Source organism: Hymenobacter sp. 102 (genome assembly GCF_049949205.1).
Classification (GTDB): Bacteria; Bacteroidota; Bacteroidia; order Cytophagales; family Hymenobacteraceae; genus Hymenobacter.
Genome location: NZ_CP188172.1, coordinates 199,155 through 217,188, shown reverse-complemented (window position 1 = coordinate 217,188; position 18,034 = coordinate 199,155). Strand labels below are relative to the sequence as shown.

The 18,034-nt window shown below is 63.3% G+C and carries 11 protein-coding genes; 4 read left to right on the top strand and 7 right to left on the bottom strand.

Features of this window, described 5'->3' with window-relative positions; all coding sequences use genetic code 11:
• Positions 1 to 46: 46 nt before the first annotated feature.
• Positions 47 to 883, bottom strand: a complete 837-nt coding sequence (ygiD, locus tag ACN19L_RS00925) for a 4,5-DOPA dioxygenase extradiol (RefSeq protein WP_426491677.1) — start codon at positions 881 to 883, stop codon at positions 47 to 49.
• A gap of 376 nt (positions 884 to 1,259) precedes the next feature.
• On the opposite strand from ygiD, the gene ACN19L_RS00920 reads away from it, so the two are divergent.
• The 4 genes from ACN19L_RS00920 to ACN19L_RS00905 all read left to right on the top strand — a co-directional run bounded on the left by ACN19L_RS00920 (position 1,260) and on the right by ACN19L_RS00905 (position 9,719).
• Entirely contained in the window at positions 1,260 to 6,137 is a 4,878-nt protein-coding gene (locus tag ACN19L_RS00920) for a gliding motility-associated C-terminal domain-containing protein (protein WP_426491676.1), read from the top strand.
• 78 nt (positions 6,138 to 6,215) lie between these two features.
• The gene (locus ACN19L_RS00915; RefSeq protein ID WP_426491675.1) at positions 6,216 to 7,181 is read left to right on the top strand and encodes a PorP/SprF family type IX secretion system membrane protein; all 966 of its coding nucleotides are present in this window, start codon (positions 6,216 to 6,218) and stop codon (positions 7,179 to 7,181) included.
• Positions 7,182 to 7,436: 255 nt separating this feature from the next.
• A complete protein-coding gene (locus tag ACN19L_RS00910; protein ID WP_426491674.1) occupies positions 7,437 to 8,606 on the top strand; it encodes an MFS transporter in 1,170 nt (389 codons plus the stop codon).
• Between the two features lie 135 nt (positions 8,607 to 8,741).
• The gene (locus ACN19L_RS00905; protein ID WP_426491673.1) at positions 8,742 to 9,719 is read left to right on the top strand and encodes a hypothetical protein; all 978 of its coding nucleotides are present in this window, start codon (positions 8,742 to 8,744) and stop codon (positions 9,717 to 9,719) included.
• Positions 9,720 to 9,803: 84 nt separating this feature from the next.
• On the opposite strand, the gene ACN19L_RS00900 is transcribed toward ACN19L_RS00905, so the two are convergent.
• The 6 genes from ACN19L_RS00900 to ACN19L_RS00875 form a co-directional block, all read right to left on the bottom strand.
• A complete protein-coding gene (locus tag ACN19L_RS00900; protein WP_426491672.1) occupies positions 9,804 to 12,038 on the bottom strand; it encodes a xanthine dehydrogenase family protein molybdopterin-binding subunit in 2,235 nt (744 codons plus the stop codon).
• Positions 12,035 to 13,057, bottom strand: a complete 1,023-nt coding sequence (locus ACN19L_RS00895; RefSeq protein WP_426491671.1) for an FAD binding domain-containing protein — start codon at positions 13,055 to 13,057, stop codon at positions 12,035 to 12,037. Before ACN19L_RS00895 ends, ACN19L_RS00900 begins: the two co-directional genes overlap by 4 nt.
• A gap of 113 nt (positions 13,058 to 13,170) precedes the next feature.
• A complete protein-coding gene (locus ACN19L_RS00890) occupies positions 13,171 to 13,707 on the bottom strand; it encodes a (2Fe-2S)-binding protein (protein WP_426491670.1) in 537 nt (178 codons plus the stop codon).
• 285 nt (positions 13,708 to 13,992) lie between these two features.
• Positions 13,993 to 14,571, bottom strand: a complete 579-nt coding sequence (locus ACN19L_RS00885; protein ID WP_426491669.1) for a Crp/Fnr family transcriptional regulator — start codon at positions 14,569 to 14,571, stop codon at positions 13,993 to 13,995.
• 226 nt (positions 14,572 to 14,797) lie between these two features.
• Complete coding sequence (locus ACN19L_RS00880; RefSeq protein ID WP_426491668.1) at positions 14,798 to 17,368, bottom strand: TonB-dependent receptor; 2,571 nt, start codon at positions 17,366 to 17,368, stop codon at positions 14,798 to 14,800.
• 145 nt (positions 17,369 to 17,513) lie between these two features.
• A complete protein-coding gene (locus ACN19L_RS00875) occupies positions 17,514 to 17,870 on the bottom strand; it encodes a winged helix-turn-helix domain-containing protein (protein WP_426491667.1) in 357 nt (118 codons plus the stop codon).
• Positions 17,871 to 18,034 lie beyond the last annotated feature (164 nt).

The following is an 18,034-nucleotide window of genomic DNA, read 5'->3' as shown; positions in this document are numbered from 1 at the left end:
CAGAAAGCGGGCGTTTGGCTGTGGCAAACGCCTTCTGCGGCAACTCCTACCCGCCTACCACAAACGTGCGCATGCTCAGGCCGCCGTACTCCACGGCCTCGTAGGCGTGGCGGATGTCGTCGTCGGGCTCGGCCAGGGCCAGGCTATAAAGCAGCGGAATGTAGTGGTCGGGGGTGGGTACGGCCAGGGGGCCGCTGGCACCGGCCTGCTGGTAGTGAGCCAGGGCCCGCAGGTCGCGCTGGTCGATTTTATGCTTGGCCCACTCATCAAACTCCGAGGCCCAGGCGTAGGGGGTGGGGTCGCCCTGCAGGAGCTTGGGCATACTCTGGCGCAGGTTGTGCACGATGTTGCCGCTGCCCAGCACCAACACGCCCCGCCGCCGCAGAAACTGCAGCTGCCGGGCCAGTTCGGCGTGGTAGGCCAGGGGCTGGTGGTAGTCGATGCTGAGCTGGAACACCGGAATATCAGCCTCCGGAAACAGGTGGTGCAGCACCGTCCAGGTACCGTGGTCGAGGCCCCACTCGTCGGTGGGATGAGCGTCGGGCAGGGCCTGCAGCACTTCCCGGGCCACCTCGGGGGCGCCGGGCGCGGGGTACTGCATGGCAAACAGCTCCTCGGGAAAGCCCCCGAAGTCGTGGATGGTGTCGGGCCGCTCGTTCACGGCCACGAAGGTGCCACGCGTGAGCCAATGCGCCGACACCACCAGAATGGCCCGCGGCAGCTGCCGGTTGCGGATACTCAGGCCCAGCTGGTGCAGCGTACGGGTGAACGGGTTATCGGCCAGGGCATTCATGGGCGAACCATGCCCCACGAAAAGCACGGGCATCTTGGCGGTAGTCTGGAAGCCGGCGGCGGCGTGGTGGAGGTCGTGCAGGGAGTTCATAGTAGTAGCCAGGGGCAGCGCACCACGCCCCTCAAGAAAGCGCGGCGCGGCATGGGACAAGCAATTCACGAACAACAAAGCTAGCCGCCCGCCGGCGGGGTTGCCTTGATGTAGGATAAGAAATGTCGGCAACCGAAGTCTGCATTGAGACCAAGGGGGCCTCACTCTTTATTCATGGTTTTCTCCTTACTTTCCGCTGCACTATTCGCACATTGTGTTGCACAACCCTTGCCGGCTGTGTATCTCTTGAATGGAAACCGTGGACGACGCCTTTTCTGGCAATAGCCTGGCCTGCAGCTTCGTTTAATAAACAGGCCAGCCGGCACTTTTCTTTTTGCCAGTTGCTTATTTATCTGCCTTCCTGCCCCGCGCCTATATGCCCACAGAGCTACTGCCTTCCGCCCTACCGACCTCTGCTGCCTCTTCTCCAACAACCTTTCCATCAGCCCGGTCATGCACTACGCGGCGGCCTTGGCTGCTGACCGGCTGGCTGCTGCCCCTGCTGTTGCTGCTAGCTGCTACTGCTATGGGCCAGGGCACCCCGCCGCCGGAGTGCGCCGCCGATGAGAAGTTTGCCAATACCTGGTACTTCGGCTTCAAGGCCGGACTCGATTTCAACCAGGCGACGGATACCATTCCGCCCACGGTGCTCACCAACGGAGCCATGGACGCCCCCGCCGGCTCGGGGGTGATGTCGGACGCCAATGGCCGGATTCTGTTTTACAGCAACGGCGAAACCGTGTGGAACGGCGACGGCACCGTAATGACCAACGGCACCGGCCTGGCGGGCAACCGCTTCACCACCGATGGCCCGCTGCCCATCAAACTACCCGGCCGGCCCACGGCCGGGCAGCCCACCCGCTACCTGCTGTTCACCCTGAACAGCACCGTGGGCCTGAGCTACTCCGAAATTCAGATACCCGACGGAGGCGGGCCGGGCACCGTGGTGGCCGCCACCAAAAATACTCCTTTGGCCCGGGGCACGGCGGAAAAGCTCACGGCCGTATTCCACAAAAACGGCTGCGACATCTGGGTGATTACGCACGGCTGGGGCGAGAGTAAGACAGGCACTGACAACCGCGGCGACGCCTTTCTGGCTTACCGCGTGCGGCTCTCTACGGGCGGCTACACGGGGCCGGTGCTCATTGATGCGCCCATTCTCTCAACCGTGGGCAGCCTGCACGCCCCCACCGTGGCGGCGCTGGGCTACAAGGGCCAGATGAAGATAACGCCCGAGGGCAAGCGGCTGGCGCTGGCCCGCTACAGCGAAGTGGTAGCGGTGGGCGACTCCAGCAGCACCGTAGAGCTGTTTGCCTTCGATACCAACACAGGCCAGGTTAGTGTTGATCCACGGGTGCCGTACATTGTGGACCGGGGCGCGGGCAAATATTACGGGGTGAGCTTCTCGCCCGGCAACTACCTCTACGCCACGGTGCGCAACCCGGCCAAATTGCTGCAATTCGACGTCAGCGGGACCGGGCCGGTTACCAAGGAGGACATTCCGCTCCGGCAGAAAACCCCGGCCGACCTGGGCTCCATGCAAGCCGCGCCCAACGGCAAGATTTACGTGGCCCGCGACAATCAGCCGGCGCTGGGCCTCATTGCCTACCCCGATTCCCTGGGGCCCAAAGCCCGCTACGGCGACGACAGTCTGAGCTTAGGCGGCCGGCTGAGCGGGCTGGGGCTGGTGAATTTCAACCAAAGCTCTTTGCTGCGCGTGGGGCCCAGCTTCCGGATAACCGGCTGCCGGCAAATCAGCTTCACCGCCCCGCCCATTGACTTCGACAACAAAACCTACCTCTGGACCTTCGGCGACGGGGCGACTTCCACCCTGGAAAATCCGGTGCACGTGTACGCCACCCCCGGCGACTACACCGTCACGCTGCGCATTGATACGGACTGCTTTTGCCGGCAAAGCTCGGGAACACTCCGGGTGCCTGCGCTACCGAACCCGGGCGGCATTGGCAGCCCGCAAACCCTGTGCTTTGGTACGGCCCCGGCTGCCCTCACCAGCACCACCGACGCTTTCGGCGACGCGGGCCTGCCGCTCGTGTACCAATGGGAAACCTCTCCGGATAACACCAGCTGGGCGCCGGCTCCCGGCAGCTCTACCGCAGCTACCTATCAGCCGGCCAGCAACCTGCCCGCCGGCATTACCTATTTCCGGCGGCGCGCGCAACTGCTGCTGCCTGACGGATCAGGCCCCTACTGCACGCCCACGTTCACTCCTTCGGTAGCCATAACGGTGGTACCCGCCGTTACGCCCGGCACCATTGCCGCCGACCAGACGGTGTGCGCCGGCAGCCCCGCCGCCCCGCTCACCAGCAGCGCCCCGGCCACCGGGGGCAACGGTACCATTACGTACCAGTGGCAATCCTCCCCGGATAACGCTACCTGGAGCAACATCAGCGGGGCCACCGGCGAAACCTACGCCCCGGGCACCTTGTCGGCGCCTACTTACTTCCGCCGCGTAGCCACCGCCGGGCCCTGCACGGCCGTGTCGAACACGGTCATCATCACCGTGGCCCCGGCCCTCACGCCCGGCACCATTGCCGCTAACCAGACCCTGTGCAGCGGGGCTACCCCCACGCCCCTGACCAGCGTTACACCCGCCGCGGGTGGCGTAGGCACCCCGGCGTATCAGTGGGAATCCTCGCTGGATAACGTGAACTGGACGGCCGTTGCCGGAGCTGCCAACGCCGCCTATGCGCCCGGCCTGCTCACGGCTACTACCTTCTTCCGTCGCCGCGCTACTGCGGGTAGCTGCGGACCGGCTTTCTCCAACGTGGTAACACTGACGGTGGCCCCGGTACTCACGCCCGGCACCATTGCCGCCGACCAGACCCTGTGCCCCGGTGCCACGCCGGCTCCACTCACCAGCTCCGCTGAGGCCGCCGGGGGGTCCGGTACCGTAGCCTATCAGTGGGAATCGTCGCCGGACAACAGCAGCTGGGCTGCCGTTTCCGGGGCCTCTGGCGCTACCTACGCCCCGGGAGCATTGTCCGCTACCACGTATTTCCGGCGCGCCGCTACGGCCGGAAGCTGCGGGCCGGTATACTCCAATGTGGTGAAATTAACCGTACTACCCGCCCTCACGGCCGGTAGCATTGCCGCCGACCAAAGTATCTGCAACGGCGCTACGCCCGCTCCGCTCACCAGCACCGCGGGAGCCGGGGGCGGCACGGGTAATTTCGACTACATCTGGGAAGCATCTTTAGACAATATAAACTGGGGTACCATCAGCGGGGCCAACGGGGCTACCTACGCCCCCGGCCCCCTGACCCGCACCACCTATTTCCGCCGCCGCGTTACCTCGGGTAGCTGCGGGCCGGAGTACACCGCCTCCGTGGTCATTACCGTGGCCCCGGAGCTGACAGCCGGCACCATTGCCGCCGACCAAGTGCTGTGCCCCGGCAGCCCCGCCGCCCCGCTCACCAGCGGCGGGCCTGCTACCGGCGGCATTGGGGCGGTGGCCTACCAGTGGGAATCCTCCTTGGATAACAGCAACTGGGCCGCCATCGGCGGGGCCACCGGGGCCACGTACGCCCCGGGCCCGCTCACCGCCACCACCTACTTCCGTCGCCGGGCCAATGCGGGAGCCTGCGGGCCAGTGTACTCGAACGTGGTGACGCTGACGGTAACGCCGGCCTTGGTACCGGGCAGCATTGCGGCCGACCAGACGGTGTGTCCGGGCGCGGCTCCGGCCCCGCTCACCAGCACCACCAATGCTACCGGCGGCACGGGCAGCTACGTCTACCAGTGGGAATCCTCACCGGATAACAATACCTGGGCAGCCATTTTAGGAGCTGGCGGCGCTACGTACGCGCCGGGCCCGCTTACGACTACCACCTACTTCCGCCGCCGGGTAACTTCCGGAGCCTGCGGGCCGCTGTATTCCAACGCAGTCACGCTGACGGTGCTGCCCGTTCTCACGGCTGGCACCATTGCCGCCGACCAGGACATTTGCGCCGGTACGGCCCCGAGTCCGCTGACGGGCGGCGGGGCAACTGGCGGTACCGGCACTTATGACTACCAGTGGGAATCGTCGCTGGATAACAACAGCTGGGCCGCCATTGGCGGAGCCACGGCCGCTACCTACGCCCCCGGCCCGCTGACGGCCACTACCTATTTCCGCCGCCGCGTTACTTCGGGTACCGGCACCTGCGCCACGGCCGTTTCCAACGTGGTAACGGTGCGGGTACAGCCCCGCGTGACGCCCACCGTGACGCTGGCTCCGCCGCCGGTGGAATGCCCCGGCACCCCGCTCACCTTCACGGCCGTAGCTACCAACGCGGGTGCCGCCCCCACCTACCAGTGGTTTGTGAACAACGTGGCCGTAGCCAGCGGGCCCAGCTTCACCAGCAACACCCTGGTTACCGGCGACCAGGTGCGGGTAGAAGTAACGCCCACCGCGGGCCTGTGCAGCACCGGTCCGGCCACGGCTACGGTAACCGTAACCCGCACGCCCACGCCGGCTCCCACGCTGAGCATTGCCGTGCAGCCGGGTGGGCCGGTGTGCCTGGGGGCCCCTCTTACGTTCAGCATTGCCAGCGTAACCGGGGCCGGCCCCGCGCCGCAGTACCAGTGGCAGGTGAACGGGGCCGACGTGCCCGGGGCCACGGGGCCGGTGTTCACCAGCACTACCCTGCGCGAAGGACAGGTAGTAACGCTACGCCTACGCACCACCAACACCTGTGCCCAGCCTGTTACGGCTACCTCCAACGCCATACCGGTGCGCATTCAGCCACCCGTGAACGTGGATGCCGGGCCCGACAAGGAAATCCTGGCCGGCACTTCGGTAACGCTGGAAGGCCGGGCCGATGGCCGCTACCCCGTGCGCTGGACGCCCTCCCAGACCCTGCGCTTCGTGGGCGACTCGTTGCAGCCGGTGGCCTCGCCCACCGTTACCACCACCTACACGCTCTCGGCCGGGAACGGAGGCTGCGCCGATTCCGACGAGGTGACGGTGGTGGTGCGTCCGCCCATTCGGATTCCCAACGCCTTCACGCCCAACGGTGACGGCCGCGACGATACCTGGCAGATTGAGTTCATCGAGCAGTTCCCCGACAATACCGTGACGGTGTTCAACCGCTGGGGCGCCAAGATTTTCTCGGCCAACAACTACGGCCGCTCCAACGAGTGGCGCGGCGACATCAACGGCCAGCCCGCCCCGGTGGGCACTTATTACTACGTCGTCGTCACGAAGGGGCCGCTGGGTAGGTCCTACAGCGGGTCGATTACCATTCTGTACTAACCGCGGCGGCCGGCCGCGCCTCCTGCGCGGCCGGCCCTGCCGCCCTTCTGCCACCGACAGCCTTACCACCCCATGGGTATGAAACGAGCTTTACCACTGCTGCTGCCCCTGCTGCTGCTGGCCGCCGCCCCGGCCCTGGCCCAGCAACAGGCCCAGTACAGCCAGTACATGAACAATAACTACATCCTCAACCCCGGCACCACGGGCGTGGAGGATTACATCGACGTGAAGGCCAGCTACCGCACCCAGTGGACGGGGCTGGAAGGCGCGCCCAAAACCTACTACCTCAGCGCCAGCTCCTCGCTGGGTAAGTGGCGCACCACCAGCAAGCGCACCCTCTACGACCGGCGGCGACCCTTCCACGCCATCGGGGGGCTGGTGTACAACGACCAGACCGGGCCCACCAGCCGCAAGGGCGCTTACCTCTCCTACGCCTACAACCTGGTGCTGCGGCCCAACCTGCGGATGGCCCTGGGCGTGTCGGCGGGGATGCAGCAGTTTGCGGTGGATGGCTCGCAGCTGCGGTTTTTCGACCCTACCACCGTGGCCCCCAGCGACGCCGCCCGGGTGCCCGATGCCACCGTGGGCCTGTGGGTGTACAGTTCCGATTTTTACGTGGGCGTGTCGGGGGCGCAGCTGCTGGGCAACAAGCTCAACTTCTCCTACGGCCCCACCCTGGCCGACGGAACCGGCAACTACCTCCGGCGGCACTACTTTGCCACCGCCGGGGTACGTGTGCCCCTCTCCCGCGACTGGTCATTGGTGCCCTCGGTGCTGGTGAAGGCCGTGCAGCCGGCCCCGCTTTCCCTCGACCTCAACGCCAAGCTCAAATACCAGGATTTGCTCTGGGGCGGGGTGTCGTGGCGGGCGTTTGATTCGTTTGTGGTGCTGGGCGGGCTGAATTACGAGCAGTTCACCTTCGGCTACTCCTACGACGCGGGCCTCTCCAAACTGGCCGGATACCACGGCGGCAGCCACGAGGTACTGGTGGGCCTGCGCCTCCGGAAGAAAACGCAGGTAGTCTGCACCAACCGGTTCTGGTAACGGCTACCTTCTCGACAGTCATGCAGAGACGGAGCGCCTCGCGTGCTGACGTTGCCATAGAAACCGTCAGAGGCCGAAGCCTCTGCATGGTGGGCAATCAACCTTAAGGTCACCATTCCCATTCCAACGGCAGCAACGACGAGACGCAAAATATTGCGTCTCTACACCGTTGTGTAATGGGCCGCGGGGCTAGGCAGTTGGGGGGAAGTGGTATTTTCGCGGCTCTCTCACCCGCCCTCCCTCCCACCCGCTCTCATGTCCCGTGTACTTCCCACCATTGTGGGGGCGCAGTTCTGCTGCACCTCGCTGTGGTTTGCCGGCAATGCCGTAGCTCCCGAGCTGGCGGCCCAGTTCCGGCTGCCGCCCGGCTCCGTGGCCGCCCTCACCAGCGCCGTGCAGTTGGGCTTCATCAGCGGCACGCTGCTGTTTGCGCTGCTGGCCGTGGCCGACCGGTTTTCGCCCTCGCGGGTATTCTTTGTAAGTGCGCTGGCGGCGGCCACGGCCAACCTGGGCGTGCACCTGAGCGGCCTCGGGGCCGAGGGGCTGCTGGCCTGCCGCTTCCTCACGGGCTTTTTCCTGGCGGGCATTTACCCGGTGGGCATGAAAATAGCCGCCGACTACTATCAGGAGGGCCTGGGCCGCTCCCTGGGGTGGCTGGTGGGGGCGCTGGTGCTGGGCACGGCGTTTCCGCACCTGCTGCGCAGCCTCACGGCGGCCCTGCCGTGGTACTACGTGACGGGGGCCACCTCCGGGCTGGCGGTGCTGGGCGGACTGGCGCTGTGGGCGCAGGTGCCCGATGGGCCCTACCGCCGGCCCGGGCAACGGCCCCGGCTCACGGCGTTTCTGGCGGGGTTCCGGCAGCCGCCGTTTCGGGCGGCGGCGTTCGGGTACTTCGGGCACATGTGGGAATTGTATGCGTTTTGGGCGTTTGTGCCGGTGGTACTGGCGGCGTTTCAGGCGCGGCACCCGGCGGCGGGGCTGCCGGTGCCGCTGCTCTCGTTCGGGATTATTGGCGGGGGCAGCCTGGCCTGCGTGGGCGCGGGGCTGCTGGCCCGGCGGCTGGGCCCCGAGCGGGTAGCGGCCGGGGCGCTGGCGTTGTCGGGCGGGTGCTGCGTGGCTTCGGGGGTGGTGCTGGGTTTGGGCTCGGCGGCGGGGCTGGTGGCGTTTCTGGCGTTCTGGGGGCTGGTGGTGGTGGCCGATTCGCCCATGTTTTCCACCCTGGTGGCCCGGCACGCCCCGCCCGAATCGCGCGGCGCGGCCCTCACCATCGTCAACTGCCTGGGGTTTGCCCTCACCATCGGGAGCGTGCAGCTCACCGGCTGGCTGGCCCCGCGCCTGCCGCCTCCGCTGCTGCTGCTGCCCCTGGCCCTCGGCCCGGCGCTGGGACTGTGGGCGTTGTGGCGGGGAAGACGAGCAGTGGTTTAGTTTTCAGAATTCTCCGATGATAGATTGTAGAATTTTAGACAAAGTGCTAGCAACTTCTTCGCGGTATCCTTTATAGACAGCTATATTGCTAACACTCTGAGTTCGATTCGTAGGAACACAATCAGTGACTTATATATGATGAGAGAGAATCAAGTATCGTTTATTGATAGCAACACGCTGGAGTTACACTACTGGTTTGAAGATGGCACCCACACTATGGATGCTGTAGTTCAAAACAGATGTGAGCACGAATTTTTAGGTCTTATTAAAGCAATATCTGCGTCTTTAGGCACTTATGTTTCTATTGAAACGGAGCCTCTAGCAGAAGGAGGACTGCGGCGTTGGTTTAAATTAATTCACAAGGAAGAAAATAAAAATCCAGTTGTAATGACTGCTGTTATCACAGCTATTGTAGTAAGCATATTCACATCACCTATTCAGAAAACTATAGAAAAAGCAATTGAAAGCGCGTTTGAAGATAAAGAACTCAAAAGCCTAGAAAAAGAAAAACTCAAGCTTGAGGTAGAAAAACTAAAACAAGAAACACAAGAAAGTAATGTGTATTATATACATAGAAATATAATTAAGAAAAAAAGATCTAATTTCTATGAAATATTAAAAAATTATCCCAAAGTAAGCAAAGTATCTTTATCAATTGAAGACACTAACAAAAACATGTTATCAAAAGAAAAAACGGTTTACAGAAAAGAATTCAGTGAATATATTTTGGAGAGCAATGATTTAGCTCCCATTGAACTAGACAATGAAACAATTGAGATAATATCACCCGTTTTAAAAAAAGGAAACTACAAATGGATGGGCGTTTACAAAGGAGCACCTATATCATTTAGCATGAAATCAAATGAATTTAAAAACTTAGTTCAAACAGGAGCTATTCAATTCAAGAATGGAACATCCATTAATTGCCTATTGACAATAAACAGAAAAATAGACAATGATGGCATAGAGAGAATTACAAGCTACGATATAACCAGAGTCAATAAATATTTTGAAAATTCAAAACCTATCGAAACCCCGGAAGGCAAGAAGCATCGACAGAAGAAAGAGGCAGACAAACTTCAACTGAATTTATTTGCATTCAATAATGATTAACACAAAACCGCCCCGCAACCTCACGGCTACGGGGCGGTTTGCGTTACGGCTGACAGCACAAGCTGAAGCTTGTGCCACAATGGCTTACAGCAGCTTGTCAATCATCACGGGTAAGTCGCGGACGCGCTTGCCGGTGGCGTGGTACACGGCGTTGGCCACGGCGGCGGCCACGCCCAGCATGCCCACTTCCCCGATGCCCTTCACCCCCAGCGGGTTCACAATGTCGTCTTCCTCCTCCACAAACAGCACGTCGATGTCGTGGATGTCGGCGTTGACGGGCACGTGGTACTCGGCGAAGTTGTGGTTCACGTAGCGGCCAAACTTATGGTCCATCACCGTTTCCTCCATCAGGGCCATGCCAATGCCCCACACCACCGAGCCCAGCACCTGCGAGCGGGCGGTTTTAAGGTTGAGGATACGGCCGGCGGCCACGGCATTCACCACGCGCGTTACGTGGATGGTGCCCAGCTCCTCGTCCACCTTCACCTCCGCAAACACGATGTTGTGGGAGTGCAGCGAGTACTGCTGCTGCTTGAGCATGTTGGGCATGGCCGAGCTATCGGCTTCCACCTTGGTTTCGCCGCTGGCCTGCAGCACGTCGCGCAGCACCACGGCCTGGTTAGCGTCGGTGCGCAGCCGGATCTGGCCGTTCACGAACTCCACGTCCTCGGGCTTGGCGTCCTTCAGGGGCGAGTTGTCCATCTTCTGAGCCAGCTTCAGCAGCTTTTCGCCCAGGGCCTCGCAGGTGTTTTTCACGGCGGTGCCCACCGAGGCGGCCGTCCAGGAGCCGCCTTGTAGCGGAGCCTCGGGCAGCTCGGTGTCGCCCAGCTTAAACGTGACGGCCTCGATGGGCAGGCCCAGCGTTTCGGCCGCAATCTGCGTCATGATGGTGTAGGTGCCCGCGCCGTTTTCGCCGGCTCCGCTCAGCACCGTCAGCTTCCCATCGGCGGTGATGGAGGCTTTGGCGGCCGATTTCTGCTGGGTGGCATCCCACACGCCGCCACCAATGCCCCAGCCGATGAGCTTGCCATCCGCGTCGCGCATGGAGCGGGGGGCCTGGGTGCGCTGGTCCCAGCCAAACTTTGCCGCGCCCTGGTGGTAGCACTCGCGCAGCTTTTTGCTGCTGAAGGGCTTGTCCTGGTTCTGGTCCCGCTCGGCGTAGTTGCGCAGGCGGAACTCCAGCGGGTCGAGGCCGGCCTCGTAAGCCAGCTCATCCATGGCAATTTCCAGCCCCACCGAGCCCGAGGCCGCGCCGGGGGCGCGCATATCCAGGGGCGTGTACACGTCGAGCTTAGCCAGCTGGTAGCCCAGCTTCACGTTGTCGCACTGGTACAGCATGCCGCTCCAGTTTACCACGTTTTCGGTGTAGTCCTCAAAGTGCGAGGTTTCGTGGAGGGCGTGGTGCTGCAGGGCGGCCAGGGAGCCATCGGCGTTGGCGGCCAGCTTGAGGTACTGCAGCGTGTGCGGGCGGTGCCCGAACGAGAACATCTGCTGGCGGGTGAGCGTGAGGCGCACCGAGCGTTTCAGCTCCAGGGCGGCCAGCACGGCCAGAAACACTGAATACTGGGGCCGCAGCCCCGAACCGAAGCCCCCGCCCATGTACTCATTCACCACGCGGCAGTCGTCCTTCTTCAACCCGAAGATTTTGGTGAGGTACTGCTGCACATTGTACACGCCCTGGGTTTTGTCGTAGGCCGTGATTTTGCCGTCGCCGCGCCACTCCACGGTGGTGGCAAACAGCTCCATGGGGTTGTGGTGCTGGGCACCGTGCACGTACTCAGCCTCCATGCGGTGCGGGGCCTCTTCCCAGGCTTTGTCGGGGTTGCCGCGGGGCGGGGGTGGCGGCTGGAAGCCGGTTTTGCCCCGGCCGGGCTCGTAGCCCTTGGCGCGCTGGGTTTCGAGGTTGGTTTCGTGGGCTTCCTGCTCGTACTCCACCCGCAGCAGCGAGGCGGCGTAGCGGGCCAGCTCGAAGTTCTCGGCCACTACCAAGGCCACGGGCTGCTGGCTGAACTTGATTTCGGCGTCGTGCAGAGCCCGGAAGGGCGAGCCGCCGGGGGCCACCTGGTCCTTGTAGCTCCTATCAAACCAGGCCAGGGAGGGCACATTTTCGTGCGAGAACACCTGAATGACGCCGGGCAGAGCCAGCACCTCGTCGGCGTGGATTTTGGTGATTTTGCCCTTGGCAATGGGGCTGCTGACCACGTAGCCGTAGGCCAGGTCGGCCACGGCGTACTCGCCCGCGTACCGGGCCGTGCCGGTTACTTTCGCCGGACCATCAACGCGACTGGTGGGCTTGCCTATATAGTTGGTCGTGCTCATGGATTGGAGTTTTGAAAAACGTCGGATGCGGTTTGCGTGCCTTCGGCGGCCTGTTTGAGGGCGCGCACAATGGCGCGGCGGGCCAGCTCAATCTTGAAGTCGTTGGAGCCGTGGCCCTGGGCCCCTTCCAGCACCTTGGCCGCGGCCCGGGCAAAGGTTTCCACGGTAGCCGGCTGGCCTTTGAGCAGGTCTTCGGCGGCCTGGTCGCGCCAGGGCTTGTGGGCCACGCCGCCCAGCGCCAGGCGGGCATCCGTAATCGTGTTGCCGTCCAGCTCCAGCGCCGCCGCCACCGATACCAGGGCAAAGGCGTAGCTGCTCCGGTCGCGCAGCTTCAGGTAGCTGAAGTTCTTGTTGAAGCCTTCCTTGGGCAGGTCGATGCTCAGAATCAGCTCGCCGGGCTCCAGGGTGTTGTCCTTCTCGGGCTGGTTGCCGGGCAGACGGTGGAAGTCGTCGAAGGCAATGCTCCGCTCCCCGCCGGGCCCGCTCACGCGCACCGTGGGGGCCAGGGCCGCCAGGGCCACGCACATATCTGAGGGGTGCGTGGCAATGCACGACTCGCTGGTGCCCAGGATGCCGCACACCCGGTTGAAGCCCCCGATGGCCGAGCAGCCCGAGCCCGGCTCCCGCTTGTTGCAGGGCGTGGCCAGGTCGTAGAAGTAGTAGCAGCGGGTGCGCTGCATGAGGTTGCCGCCGTTGGTGGCGGCGTTGCGCAGCTGCGGCGAGGCCCCGGCCAGAATGGCCTGGTTCAGCAGCGGGTAGCGGCTTTTCACCTCGTCGTGCCAGGCGGTGTCGGCGTTGGAGGCGGTGGCCCCCAGGCGCAGCCCGCCGTCGGGCAGGCTTTCAATGTCGGCCAGCGGCAGCTTGCCCACGCTCACGAGGTGGGTGGGGCGCGTCACGTTTTCCTTCATCAAATCGATGAGGTTGGTGCCGCCCCCGATATACGCCGAGCCATCGTGCCCGGCCTTGTCCTGCACGGCGTCCTGAACGGCCGTCGCGCGGTGGTAGGTAAATGAGTTCATGTCAGTGAAATGGTGAGGTGGTGAAATGGTGAATTCTCTGGAATGAGGGAGTAAAAGGTCGTCTGCCATCCGCTGCACTCATAGGGCATCGGAACAGCAAACTCACCAGTTCACTATTTCACCACCTCACCTTTAGCGTCCACCACTTCCTTCACGGCATTCAGAATGCCGACGTAGGCGCCGCAGCGGCACACGTTACCGCTCATGTGCTCCCGGATTTCGTCCTCGGTGCGGGCTTTGCCTTCGTTGATGAGGCCTTGGGCCGAGCAGATCTGGCCGGGGGTGCAGTAGCCGCACTGGAAGGCATCGTGGTCCACGAAGGCCTGCTGCAGCGGGTGCAGGTTCTCGGGGGTGCCGAGGCCTTCGATGGTGGTGATGTTCTCACCTTCGTGCATCACGGCCAGCGTGAGGCAGCTGTTGATGCGCTTGCCATCAACCAGCACGGTGCAGGCTCCGCACTGGCCATGGTCGCAGCCTTTCTTGGTGCCGGTCAGGTGCAGGTATTCGCGCAGCGCGTCGAGCAGCGTGGTCCAGGGGGCAATCTGCAGGGTGTGCTGCTCGCCGTTGATGGTGAGGCGAACCGGGCCGGTGGGCGGCGGCGCGGCCACCCCGCCGGCGGAAGCCGCGGAGTTGGTCGGTTGCTGGGTCATAGAAAGAAGGTTGAGGTGATAGAAGTAGATACGCGGCGGCTTGAGCCAGGCGCAGTACGCCGGGTAGCCTTTTCAGCCTACGAGCCGGGCGGTTCCGGCGTTATACTTTCCGGCGTATTTTGCCTGTACAAAATCCTATCCTTACTGCCTGAGCTTACCGCCGCCTTATTTATCAGCTTGTTACCCCAATATCCATATTTAGTCTAAATAACAGTCTAATTCGAATATAATGGCCCTGCATTATTTCTATATTTCGTCATATTTTACCAAATACAACGCTGCAATTCACTTCTCCCCCCGGCCCGCCCGCAGCCGGCTCAACGATTCGGGCGTGATGCCTAGATAAGCCGCAATATGCCGCTGCGGCAGCCGCCGGGCCAGCGTGGGGTACAGCTGCTGAAACTCCTGATACCGGGCCTCAGCCGGGGCGCTCAGCACCCCAATCAGCCGGCGCTGCATGGCTACCAAGCTGTTCTGCAGCAACTCGTAGAAAACCTGCTGAAACGCCGGTCCGAATTGCTCCATCTGGTTATAGAACCCGGCCCCAAACAGCAGCACCTCCGAGTCTTCCAAGGCCTCAATGGTAAACAAGGCCGGCTGGTGGTGGCGCAGGCTATGCTGGTCGGCAATCCACCAGTTTTCGGGGGCAAACTGCAGGATGTGCTCCTTCTGCCGGGCATCCGTCACGTAGCTGCGCAGGCAGCCCCGCACCACAAACGCCCCGAAGCGTGCTGTTTCGCCCTGCCGCCCCAGTACCTCCCCTTTCGTCAAGTGGCGCGGCGTGATTAAGCTAGCCAGCCTGGAGAATTGCGTTTCGGTGAGCGGAAGCTTGCCTTGGAAGTACGTGCGGAGGGCGTCGAGCATGGGGCAGAACGGAGTAGAGACGCAATAGTTGGAGTCTCGTCGTTGAACGGTTCGGTAATAAACGTCATGCTGAGCTTGCCGAAGCATCTCTACTGCTTCAATAGATTACCATTGCAAAGAAGCGGAAGAGATGCTTCGGCAAGCTCAGCATGACGTGCTGTATGTTGGAATTAACTTCCCCAACAGGTCCAACATCAGCAACGATTAGACTCCAACTATTGCGTCTCTACAACCCAACCGTCACCTGCAGGTAGTACAGCCCGCCGACGCTGGGGCCGCCGAGGTAGCTGGCGTAGTAGTGGTTGAGCACGTTGCTGGCGCCTAGTTTGAAGCGCAGGTTGGGCTCGGGCAGGCGGTAGCTGAGCTGGGCGTCGAGGGTGCCGTAGGCGGGCACGTAGCCGGTTACCAGGAAGGTTTGGGAGTAGTAGCGCTGCTGCCAGTGGTAGTTGAGGCCAAAACCGAAGTTCTTCACCACGTTTTCGTTGCCCAGGCTTACGTTGGCGGCCCAGCGCGGGGTGTTGAAGCCATCCTCCAGTCCGTCGCCCGACTCGGTGCGGCGCAGGCGGGCGTAGGTGGTGCTGGCCCCGGCCAGGTAGCCGCCGGCCACCTCGTAGCGCAGACCCAGCGAGCCGCCGTAGTTGTACACCCGGCTGCGGGAGTTCGTCCAGAGGCGGTAGCGGGCCTGGCCGGCGCGGGCGCTCAGGGCGGTGGCTACGGCGTTCTGGTCGGAGCCGGGGGGCAGGGGCTGGCCGGTGGCGTCCAGGGGCACGTAGGCTTCCACTTGGGCAATAAAGTCGCGGTAGGTGTTGGAGTAGAAATCCACGTCGGCCAGCAGGCGGCCGCCGGGCAGCAGGGCCGCTTTGTAGCCCAGTTCTATGGAGTTGATGTGCTCGGGCCGCAGGTAGGTGTAGGGGTTTTTCACCAGCAGGCCCTGGTTCTGGCTGATGGCTTGGCCGCGCGAGAGGCCGCCGGTGTTCACGCCCCGCGTCACGGCCGCGTTAAACGCATCAATGGAGCTGCGCAAGTAGCTGTTCTCAAACACCCCGTCCGACATCACCCGGAGCCCCCCGATGCGCTTCACCTGCCCGCTGTTCACGTTGGAAAACCCCTCGAACAGGCTCGGGAAGCGGTAACCGCTCTGGTAGCTCACCCGGAAGTTGTGGCGCTGGGTGGGCGAGTACACGGCCGTGAGGCGGGGGTTGAAGCGGGTGCTGAAATAGTCGTTCTTATCGGCCCGCAGCGTGGCCGTCAGGCGGACTTTCTCCTGCCCCAGCCGCGCCCCAGCCTGCACAAAGCCGCCGGTTTTGCCGTAGGTGAGCGTGCTGTACGGGTCCTCCCCCGCCGTGGGGTTGATGAAGTAGTTGCCGTCGGGCTGGATGAAATAGGTGCGGTGGTCGAGGCCCAGCAGCACGTCGGCCCAGGCGGGCAGGCGGTTGCCGCCGCCCCGGCGCAGGGCTTCGCCGAGGTTCAGCTGGCCTTCCAGGTGCAGCATATCGGCCTGCACGCGCAGGGCCGCGCCCTGGTCCCAGTTGTTGATGTCGGCCAGCTCGCGCAGGCGCTGCTCAAACTCCGGCGTGCCGGGCTGCAGGCGGCCGGCATCGGCGGCGGCGAGGGCCGTGGCGTGCGCCTGGGCCACCGTTTGGCCCGACTGTGCGGCCGCGTTCCAGGCGGCGGTGTAATCCTGGTTCCAGCGGGCATCGGGCTTGAAGCTGCGGTCCAGATTTTCGGCGGCGGAGCGCAGGTTATAGCTGCGGCCGGTATTTTCCTGGGTGAAGTAGGCGCGGGCCTGCCCCACGGGGCCGGTGAGCTGCAGGGCGTGCTGCTGCAGGTGGTAGTTGTCGAGCCGGAACCGGTTGCTGCGCTGGTACACGTTGTCGAAGTTGGCCCCGCGGTAGGTGTAGGCCAGCTCCGTTTTATCGGTAAGCTTGTAGTGCAGGGCTGCGTCGTACTTGAGGGTTTGCAGCTGGTAGTCGGTCACGTCCTGCTCCCGGTAGCCGGTGCGGGCCACCTGGTAGCTTTTGCCCCCCAGCGTCAGCGTCGAGCGGTTCGATGATTCGTTGCCGTAGCTGCTCACCGGGTCGCGGGCGGGGTTATCGGCCCCCAGCAGGCCGGTGGTGGCGTTGCCGTTGGGGTTGATGTCGGTCGGGTCGCGGGCAATCCAGTCGTAGCCGCGCAGGTAGGTGCCGTTCACCTTCACCGCCCACTTCGAACCCAGCACCCGGGCGTAGCGCACACTGGTTTCGGAAAAAGCGTGCGCGCCGGTGGCCGGGTCGTTGAGGTGGTTGATGCCGGTTTTTTGCTGCACGCGCAGGCCGGGGCTGCGGAACGGGTTGCGGGTGCTGAAGTTGGCCAGCCCATTGATGGCGTTGAGCCCGTACAGCGCCGCGGCCGTGCCCGGCACCAGCTCCACGGCCTGAATATCCAAATCACTCGGCCCCAGCACGTTCCCAATGGGCCCGCCAATGTGCGGGGCCTGGTTGTCGATGCCGTCCACGAGCTGGGCGAAGCGCACGTTGGTGGTGTTGCTGAAGCCCCGGGCGTTCAGCACCCGAAACCCCAGGCTGGGCGTTATCATCTGCACGCCCTTCAGGTGCTCAATGGCATCGAAAAACGAGGCCGCGGGCGTGAGCCGCAGCTGGCGGGCGTTGAGCTTCTCCACCGTTACGGGCGACTGTAGAATACTTTCCTCCACCTTCGAGGCCGTCACCACCACCTCCCCCAGCCGCGTGGTGTCGGCGGGGGCCTGGGCGTGGGCCAGTATCGGAAGCAGCAACAGAGCGGGCGTAACGTGTTTCATGCGTTATGTTTTTTCAAACATAACGAATAACCGGGCGGGAGGTTTTCGCGCAGTGGCTCGCGGTGGAAGGCGCAGTGGTTCGGAGTGGCTGTTCACTGCGAGACACTGCGTCTTCCACCGCGAGCCACTGCGCGAAAAATCAACGCTAGAACAACCGCGCCGCCTCCGCCGCCAGAAACGCCTGAAACCGCGCCTGCAAACCCTCGAACTCCGCAATCAGGGCCTCGCCCTCGGGCGTTACCACCGTGCCGCCGCCACGCTTGCCGCCGGTTTGGGTGAGCACCAGCGGCCGGGCGCTCTGGGCGTTCAGCGACGACACCAAGTCCCAGGCCCGCTTGTACGACATGCCCATTTCCTGCGCCGCCTTCGAGATGGAGCCGTGCTGCTGAATCTGGCGCAGCAACTCCAGCCGCCCGATGCCCATAAACCGGTCGTCCGTGGATTCCACCCACAGGCGGCCGGTGAGGCGGAAGGTCAGGTCGGGGCGCAGCAGGTCTTTCATACGGGCAAATATCGGAGTTTGGGCGGGGGTTGGAAATCGTAGCGGCCGGAGCCGGGGCCACTGCCGAAAACGGCCGCTGCCGTGCCCCGCAGCCCCGTTTACCTCTTGGCAACCGCCAAAACCCGCCGGGGTTTGAAACCGGAAAACGTGCGCGGTCCACTCGG